The organism is Polaromonas sp. P1_G4, assembly GCF_056405475.1.
In genome coordinates, this window is record NZ_JBFUCA010001068.1 from 1 (window position 1) to 518 (window position 518).

The following is a 518-nucleotide window of genomic DNA, read 5'->3' on the forward strand; positions in this document are numbered from 1 at the left end:
CAGAGCGATCCTGCGGCCAAGCTCAAGCGCTTCCAGGCGGGCTACTCCTACAAGATGAGCAATCGCACTTCGCTGTACGGCTTCTATGACCGCTCGGACCCGAACAACCGTGTCGCCAATGACGTGATCCGTGTTTACGGGGTTGGCATTCAGCATAACTTCTGAGCGCACAAAGGCACGCGATCAGTATCTCGTCCGCAAAGCCCGCCTCCGGCGGGCTTTTGTCATCAATGCACCGGCCAAGCCTTAGGCAAATTCAATCAATGGGTGTCAACTCCCCTTAGTCCCCGCACAGGCCCTTTTCAACCATGTCCAGCAGGCGCTCGCCGATCTGCTGCATCTGCGGGCCGATGAGGGGGCCCAGCGGGCCGTCAATCACCAGCATGGCCAGGCCGTGTACCGCCGACCAGGCGAGGAACTCAGCCCCGGGGCGGCGCTCGGGCGGCAACACGCCGGCGCCCACAAGTTTGTCGAGCGCGGCACCCAACAACTCGAAGGGGTCCAGGCCGCTTTCCCCT

1 protein-coding gene is annotated in these 518 nt (G+C 62.4%); it reads right to left on the minus strand.

From position 1 onward, the window contains the following. Nucleotides 1-280: 280 nt before the first annotated feature. On the minus strand, nucleotides 281-518 hold a 238-nt coding region (locus AC1D1X_RS25415; RefSeq protein WP_477699653.1), incomplete at its 5' end, for a TetR-like C-terminal domain-containing protein.